8 protein-coding genes and 1 pseudogene are annotated in these 7,804 nt (G+C 36.9%); 3 read left to right on the top strand and 6 right to left on the bottom strand.

Annotation, left to right across the window (positions count from 1 at the left end; all coding sequences use genetic code 11):
- Positions 1-49: 49 nt before the first annotated feature.
- The gene (locus HCZ91_RS13690) at positions 50-523 is read right to left on the bottom strand and encodes a WG repeat-containing protein (protein WP_179799779.1); all 474 of its coding nucleotides are present in this window, start codon (positions 521-523) and stop codon (positions 50-52) included.
- A 167-nt stretch (positions 524-690) separates the two neighbouring features.
- On the opposite strand from HCZ91_RS13690, the gene HCZ91_RS13685 reads away from it, so the two are divergent.
- Together HCZ91_RS13685 and HCZ91_RS13680 are read left to right on the top strand one after the other, a co-directional pair.
- Complete coding sequence (locus HCZ91_RS13685; protein WP_179799778.1) at positions 691-1,362, top strand: hypothetical protein; 672 nt, start codon at positions 691-693, stop codon at positions 1,360-1,362.
- 331 nt (positions 1,363-1,693) lie between these two features.
- Entirely contained in the window at positions 1,694-2,476 is a 783-nt protein-coding gene (locus tag HCZ91_RS13680; protein ID WP_179799777.1) for a tetratricopeptide repeat protein, read from the top strand.
- Between the two features lie 271 nt (positions 2,477-2,747).
- On the opposite strand, the gene HCZ91_RS13675 is transcribed toward HCZ91_RS13680, so the two are convergent.
- On the bottom strand, positions 2,748-2,894 hold the full coding sequence (locus HCZ91_RS13675; protein WP_257020082.1) for a hypothetical protein: 147 nt from the start codon (positions 2,892-2,894) through the stop codon (positions 2,748-2,750).
- Between the two features lie 102 nt (positions 2,895-2,996).
- Here HCZ91_RS13675 and HCZ91_RS13670 point away from each other — a divergent pair.
- Positions 2,997-4,222, top strand: a pseudogene (locus HCZ91_RS13670) (IS3 family transposase).
- On the opposite strand, the gene HCZ91_RS13665 reads toward HCZ91_RS13670, so the two are convergent.
- The 4 genes from HCZ91_RS13665 to HCZ91_RS13650 all read right to left on the bottom strand — a co-directional run bounded on the left by HCZ91_RS13665 (position 4,223) and on the right by HCZ91_RS13650 (position 7,727).
- Positions 4,223-4,420 (bottom strand): hypothetical protein, encoded by a 198-nt coding sequence (locus HCZ91_RS13665; RefSeq protein ID WP_179799776.1) that lies wholly within the window; start codon positions 4,418-4,420, stop codon positions 4,223-4,225.
- 15 nt (positions 4,421-4,435) lie between these two features.
- The gene (locus HCZ91_RS13660) at positions 4,436-5,662 is read right to left on the bottom strand and encodes a GNAT family N-acetyltransferase (protein ID WP_179799775.1); all 1,227 of its coding nucleotides are present in this window, start codon (positions 5,660-5,662) and stop codon (positions 4,436-4,438) included.
- Positions 5,655-7,190, bottom strand: a complete 1,536-nt coding sequence (locus HCZ91_RS13655) for a PIG-L family deacetylase (RefSeq protein ID WP_179799774.1) — start codon at positions 7,188-7,190, stop codon at positions 5,655-5,657. The genes HCZ91_RS13660 and HCZ91_RS13655 overlap by 8 nt, the downstream gene beginning before the upstream one ends.
- 156 nt (positions 7,191-7,346) lie before the next feature.
- A complete protein-coding gene (locus HCZ91_RS13650; protein WP_237182801.1) occupies positions 7,347-7,727 on the bottom strand; it encodes a transposase family protein in 381 nt (126 codons plus the stop codon).
- Between the last annotated feature and the right edge of the window lie 77 nt (positions 7,728-7,804).

Genomic DNA, 7,804 nt, shown 5'->3' with positions numbered 1-7,804 from the left:
CGCTATGATCTTAGAATGAAGCTGTTCGCCGGTCTTGTTAATTTCGAGCTTAGCTTATGACTTTTGCAAGAGGTCTATTAATATCATCATATTCAATCGGAATAACTACTTCTCCCTGCTTATCAATAAAGCCAGACCTACCTTCTCGGCCAACAGCTGCTAAATCCTCTGAAAAATATCCTACATAGTCATATTCGATAGGAATAACTTCTTTGCCATTCTTATTTACAAAACCATATTTACCTTCTTTTTCAACACCCAATAAACCTTCTGAAAATTCAGGGTGTATGGAGTCATATTCAATAGGTATAACGTTTTGACCATTCTTGTTTATAAAGCCATATTTACCATTTCTTTCAACTTCAACTAGATCCTCCAAAATATAAAGACCTTCAGTTTCCTGAAGGTCTTTATATTTTGGCGCACAATTATGAGAGGTTTCTGAGGCACTAGATTGAGAGGCAATCGTTAGGATTGATAATGTGATAACGCTGGAGCTTACAAGCCACCTTAATCTGCTCATACTAAACGTCCTTGTTCAAATATACTCTCCTTTAAATATTATATTGACTTAAAAAAATGAATACCGCAAGTATAAATTCACTTTAATGACTATTTGCAAAAGTCATTAAAAAGTTTATATTTAAATAATATTCATTATATTTTAAATATAAGAAAGAAGGTGACAGCATGCACTTTAATGTAGCAGATTTGATAACAATTTTAGGTACTCTTAGCTTAGGCCTTGTCGGCTGCTTTGGAATGGACGGTGGCGGATGTAATTACGATCAAAATAGCTTTTTGACACAAATAGAGTCGAAGTCCAATGTTAACTATATCTTGAGCACAATGGATAATAAAACTAACCCGCCACCATCCTCATCAATGAACTCTTTCGAAGTGCCGATTTCTGAGTTAAATCCAAATTTGCTAGATTCAAACTACTTGATAACAACTGTGCAATACACCACCTCTGGCACTTGTACGCCGTCACATGTCATAAGTGTTGAAAGATTCACAATTGGTAAACTACGATTGCAAGCTGATGATGCGTTTCATTCAAAAGCTGCCTCTAAAGTTCAGGAAGCACAAGAATGTATTAGTAACAACCCTTCACGGTGTTCAGGTATAGAGAGTTTTCAATATTATAAAGATGACGTGGATAAAATACGAAGTATTGATGCTAATACCCTTAAGGACTGCTCATTAGATGCGATTAGAGAAAATATGGCTCGGTTAGAAGAGTTATCTTCAAACCAATACATCGTGGGGTGTGCAGTTACTAAAAGCAAAGACAAAGAGTTACCACTGTACTTCGAGCAAAATAATGACACGTTACTATTTAAAGGTGTGCTGTTTTAATTTTTTAACACGTTATGTTTGATTAGGGTCTTTTCAATTTAAAAGCGCTACAGCGCGACTGAGACTTCCGCTTTATAAATATAAGCTTTGTAGGCTCGACCTAGCGTAGACCCAGCAAGCCAGAAAAATTTATCCCAGTTATGCGAAGCTATGGTATAGATCTACTTTATTTGGTATCGACTATACCAGTCTGAATTCACTTTTAAGAACACGTGCAATGCTTCTTATAAAAAATTATATCTAAGTAATACTACATAGTCTGAAGCTTTGTATAATAAACAGAAAATAGTACTTTTTTATACATCTAACACTCACATTAAGGATACTGACAATGACAAACTCATGGGCAAAAATGGCTAATTGTAGTATCCCACTGTTGTTATCTTTAGCCTTAGTCGTTCCAGCAATGGCCGATACCAATCTCTCGCAAATACAAACATCAGCTAACCAAGGTGATCCTAGCGCTCAATATAGTCTCGGCCTTAAATACTACTCAGGCGAGGGCGTGAGTCAGAGTTATAATAAAGCGTTTGAATGGTATCAAAAAGCCGCCATGCAAAACCATGCAATGGCACAGTCTAATATAGGGCAAATGTATTATTATGGGTTTGGAATACCAAAGAACCAAGTAAAAGCCTATGATTGGTTTAAGAAATCAGCCTATCAAGGTAATGATAAAGCTCAGGCAAAGATTGACGAGATGTCTCAAATAGGATTCGTAATGAATTTTATTGACAGCGAGTTCACAAAAACCAGTTATCATATGATTAATAATGTCGAATACTCTCCTATAAATGATCATTATCTGGTTGGTCAACTAAGCGATTCATCATCAATTAGCGAGTCTATGTCTTTCTCATCTGGTGAGTCTTATGCGCTTGCCGCTATTTGCGCTATGCGTTGTCGCAATGTGACTTTAACTATTTATGATCGTTACGGAGATATTATCTCTGAAGTAATTGACGCAGATGGTACAACCGCAGTCCAATTTGAGGCGGCGTATACTGGAGACTATACCGTAGATCTTAACTTTGACTGCCAAGCTTCATCTTGTCTATACAAAGTGCAAGGTTATGAGGCCTCAATGTCGCTTGACTGGCTTATGTATATATAAGATATTTTAGGGTATGAGCATATAAGTGGTGCTTATACTTCTTTGACGTTCAATACTGAAAAAAATTATCACTTGTGAATCAGATGTTTAACTTAAAAAAACGGTACACTCTAGAAGAAAACAATAACTAGGATAAATTTATTAAACTTTCTACTGCTATGAAATTTCTGCTAGATCGTTAGGGCGTCATACCTTTATCTATGTCACTAATAATTAACGGCAGTAGTAAATAAGGATTAAATATAACCCCGCCCTTTGTTAAAAGTCTTACTCAATAAATCAACTGAATCAGTTCTTGAGTGAGCTCTACGTTTGGTTTCAACATATCATCAGCAAGACTACGCTTACTTGATAGTAGCTTATCCAGTTTAATCTCAAACGTCTCAAAATCGTTTGCTGCAATAGATGGATAGTACACGTAAACCTCTTTATCTTGCCCAATTCGGTAGGCTCTATGAGCTATGCTGAAGAAACCGTACAACTAAACTTGGTAAACTAAGCGTATTAATCGGAGTTTATCATGACCAAGAAAATAAGAACCTACAGTGACGAATTTAAAGCAGAAGCTGTCAAGAAGATATCAGACAATAATGGCAATATCTCGGCTACCGCAAAGCAGCTTGGCATTGCCATGCAAACGCTCTCAAATTGGCATAACAAAGCCAATCAAGGCAAGCTTGTCGGCACAGATCAATATGATCCTGATCTTATGAGTGCTCTTCAAGAAATAAAGCAGCTCAAGCGGCAGCTTAAAGTGGCTGAAGAGGAACGCGAGATCCTAAATGAGGAGGGATAAAGCGAAGCACTGCTTCGCCCCGACGCAAGATAAGAGCTATGCTCGAATGAGGCGACGGCGTACTTTGCCAAGCACAGTTAGTGAAGTACGCCTTTATCAAGAATAACCAGAAGATATTTAGCATAACTACTATGTGCCGTGTGTTAAGGGTTAAGCCCTCAAGCTATTACGACTGGATTAGTCGTGACATCAGTGACCAACAGATACACCGCAACCAGTCTGAATTACTGGTTAAAGCTGCTCACAGTGAAACGAAAGAATGTTATGGCGTAGATCGACTGCATGCTCATCTAAGCAAACAAGGCCACAACATTAGCCTGTATATGGTAAGAAGCATCAAAGAGGAACACGGCATCAAATGCCGTCGTCATAAGCGCTTTAAAGTCACTACTGACTCAAACCACAACAAGCTAGTTTATCCGAATGTGCTGGATCAGCAGTTTGATGCCAGTTGCCCTAATGAGTCTTGGGTGAGCGATATTACTTATATCTGGACAAATGAGGGCTGGCTGTACTTAGCAGGAGTGAAAGATTTATATACCAAAGAGTTGGTCGGTTACGCTATCAACAAACGCATGACTGCTGACTTAGTTTGCAAAGCACTAAATATGGCAATCAAAAACAAACGACCTAATAAAGGGTTAATTGTGCACTCAGACAGAGGTAGTCAATACTGTAGCCATGCGTATCATAAAATCATTAAACAGCACCAGTTTATAGGCTCAATGAGTGGCAAAGGTAATTGCTTTGATAACGCACCCATAGAAAGCTTCTGGAGCATATTAAAGAATGAGCTGGTATATCATAAGGATTATAAAACAAGGTTTGCCGCCATTACCGATATCATTAGATACATCGAGCTATATTACAACCAAACTAGGATTCAAAAGGGCTTGAGCTATAAATCGCCAAGACAGGTGTGGTTTGATTATTATCGTCAAGCTGCGTAATTAAAATCTCCCAAGTTTGGTTCTACGGATTTGACGACAGTGGTCATCACCGTTAGCAATAGGTTTATTAGGTTGGTAATCATAATCTATGCCAAGCTTTTCTAAACCTGTTTTTAGTCCAGGTAAAACGGCATTTTGAACAATAGCAGATAGTTCATTACTTATTCTAGAAGGGTGATAGGTATATATTTTAAGCAAAATAAAACTCCTTTTTTATAAGAACTCTGTATCACCCATCATAACCCACCATTTTCTAAAATTTGGTAGCTCAGAGCTGTATTTTTTTAAAACGAAAACAGCACCAGTATTCTTGATTTCTTTATGATTAATAAATGATGTCGAGATATCTTCTAAGCACCATAAATGCAGATGGTATCCGGGATATACAGTGGATAAAGCATTAGTGAATAAGTTAAGATTATGTGAATATTTCGTTAAATCTCCCCAGTAATCCATCAAAAAGAGTTTACCATTTAAGGGTCTGATTATGAACAAACATTCTGCGAACCAATAAACCTTATATTCAAACTCTGGGTGATAGATATAGCGCTTTAACAAATACTGATAATCTCTATCAAGGATTAATGTGTCTTTTAGTGAATACATGAACTTCAAGGCTGAAGAAACATCTGATTTAGAATAGATACAATTAATATCTAGAGCAGAAGCATCCTCTACCGTGTCAGGTATATCAAAAATCACTTCAAAGATAGGGCTAACGGGTGTGTAAAGTTTGAGTCTAGCGCCTAGTTTATAATGACGACCGTGTGGAAACCCGTATGCGACTAAAACAGCAGAGTCTTTAGCATAAAAAGTCTTTTCACCGAGTTTTGCAAGTTCAAAAAAGACACTCGATGATATTGCTCCGCGGTCAGTCGGTGCTACCATGACATCGCATGCTTGAATTAACCCAAAAGACCTATTATTGTAGATTCCACTTCTATCACATGAACCATAATGTGCCACAACCTTGCTATTTCTTAGCGCTACCACAGAAGAAACCGCTCTGTCTTTTGGATACTTCCAGTTCCAAAACTCTTGAGAGATAGGTGTGCCAAAAACATTCTTAAATAGATCAATGCAGCTTTCAGTAAATTCATTAGCAAGCGCTATTTCATAACCGGGTTTAGTTGGCTGACCATCAAAGCGAAAAATATACCGCTGCGATTGTGATATATGTCTTAGAGAGTTTTGGCTTGTACTACTATCTATAATTGAAAAATCAAATGCTTTTGCCCATTTTTCGATATCATGATAGGTGCTTTCATAGTTTATTCTAATAATAAATTCACCATGATAAGATAGGCGTGATGCTGCCAGCATAAATAAATTTATAGTAGAAACTTGTGTAGAATTGAGTGTTAAAAAAATAAAACGGTATTTTTTATCACTATAATCATCAAGCCATTCGTGGTCAGTTAGAAGCAATATTTCATTCATCGCTTTTCTCACTTGTAACAGTGCGTGTCAAAGATTGACGAATACTATCAATTTCAGCGTCTAAACGTTTCTCATTTTGATGTTCTAAGAATCGAATCATTCTGTCTAGTTCAACAGCAGACCATTTAGGCAGCCATTTTTCTCGTACTAAGCTGACATAGCCATGATTATCATAAATTTTGCTCATATGCGGAGATGCAGCAGATGACCCTACCAAGTGGTAAGAGGCAGTCACTCTAGGAACATGGTAAAAGTCTGTAAGACGTGAAAGTTGAATCCAAAAATCCCAATCTTCCATAGATTTTAAGTTTTCGTCAAAACGACAACCAATATCAATAAATTTTCTTGTAAAGGTTACTGCGTGGATAGGAATAAAGTTATTAAATATCATTCTACCTATATTATAAGGTTCGTTATAAAGTCTTATTAAATCCCCATCATCGTTCAAAACTCTAACGCCACGATAAAGCACCTCTATATCATTATTTCTACGCCAATGGTTCAAAAAAACCTGAGTATGCACGCTATCTATCTCATCGTCATCATCTAAGAAATTAATGAAATTGCCTTTAGCGTTGATAAGTGCAGTATTAGCAGCACCTGAACGTCCTATCGATTTTGGTATATCAACCTGCTTTAAACGATGGAATTTATTTCTAAAGGGAGCACATATTTCATCGATATTCTCTCCGCCATCATTGACGACGACAATGTCTAAGTTTGCTTTATAAGCTTGATTAACTAAACTGATCAAACAGCGCTTTAAAAGTTCAGGACGATTTTTAGTACGGACTAGATAGGAAATTATGGGGCTATCATTTGGTAATGTATTAAGAAAAACATCTTCATGGAGGTCTTTGAAGAACTTTTTCTGATTCCGATAAATATTGTTGATTTTCAAAAACCCTTCTGCGTATGCAGTCTCAGATGGAAGAGTATAAGTACGGGCTTTATTAATACCTTTAACTACTTCAATATAATTATTTTCAGTGAGCTGAGATGTGTATAGGTTACATAGTCTTTCTTTAGCTTCTATAAGTGACGTTATGTCTATCAGAGTATTACAATCACATTGACGGCTTACTTCGTAACAATAAGCTTCTCCAGAAAATTTAGCTTCTTGCAGCCCTATCCAGACAGAAACTGAGGTAGCTCTATGATCTACATGAAATTCCTGTGGTGAAGGAAAGAAGACGTTAGCGGGCTTTAACTCTATAATAAGTTTTTTTATTTGTTGAAATAAACTTTTATTCGCTTTTACTGATCGATCTGCGATATTTAAAAAAACTGGTTCAGCGTTAATAGATTTACATACTGAAACTGCCTCAGCTATTCTTATATCAGCGTTACCTCCTAGCTCACCATTTGTCATGTAAACGATAGTAATAGACTGTCCACGATTGGATGCCTGAATTAAGGTACCTCCCATAGAAAATACCTCATCATCAGGATGAGGAGCAAACACTAAAAAACTTCCCGAGGGAACATCTGTAACTGAATAAGGAATTAAAAATGACTCAGGCAACATACGCTCTTCCTATTTTATTATTTAGATAACAATTGTATCTTACAATTGTTATCTAAATAATAAAGGTAAATAGGCTAAAGGTCTATTGAAAAAAAAGAGACGATGGTGTATTTTATGCATCGTTTAAATACGGTAATAGTAGACCTCTTGCAAAAGTCATAATTTAAGCTCGGAATTAATGATACCAGCAAATAGCTTCATTCTAAGATCATAGCGCTGACGACGGTTGCGATATTTATGAGCCACGATTTTAAACAACTTGATTAAGCCTATTTTGTGCTCAACCACAATACGGAACTTTGCCAGATAGTGATTGGCCTGTTTGCATATCTCCAATAACTGACCACCACGAGGTTTCTTAAATGGTGTGAAAGTTTGGTTATGTAGCTTTGCTAACCCTTGATAACCACTGTCTGCTAGATAGTTAGTGTTCTCAGGTAACCAATCAGGACAAGTATCTTTATACAGCTTAAAATCGTGGATTGACCCTTTACAGGTTTGCACATCAAGTATCAAACCGGTTTGCCAATGAACGATATGACCCCTGCCGTCAATCCCGTAGAATTAAACTTGGGAGATTTTAGTTACGCAGCTTGACGATAATAATCAAACCA

This window comes from Psychrobacter sp. BI730 (assembly GCF_013414195.1).
GTDB lineage: Bacteria > Pseudomonadota > Gammaproteobacteria > Pseudomonadales > Moraxellaceae > Psychrobacter.
Note: the sequence above shows the minus strand (reverse complement) of the source record. Positions and strands in the feature narration are given on the sequence as shown.

Coding starts and splice junctions, on each gene's coding strand:
- HCZ91_RS13690 (WP_179799779.1), bottom strand. CDS start 523: ATGAGCAGATTAAGGTGGCTTGTAAGCTCCAGCGTTATCACATTATCA.
- HCZ91_RS13685 (WP_179799778.1), top strand. CDS start 691: ATGCACTTTAATGTAGCAGATTTGATAACAATTTTAGGTACTCTTAGC.
- HCZ91_RS13680 (WP_179799777.1), top strand. CDS start 1,694: ATGACAAACTCATGGGCAAAAATGGCTAATTGTAGTATCCCACTGTTG.
- HCZ91_RS13660 (WP_179799775.1), bottom strand. CDS start 5,662: ATGAATGAAATATTGCTTCTAACTGACCACGAATGGCTTGATGATTAT.
- HCZ91_RS13655 (WP_179799774.1), bottom strand. CDS start 7,190: ATGTTGCCTGAGTCATTTTTAATTCCTTATTCAGTTACAGATGTTCCC.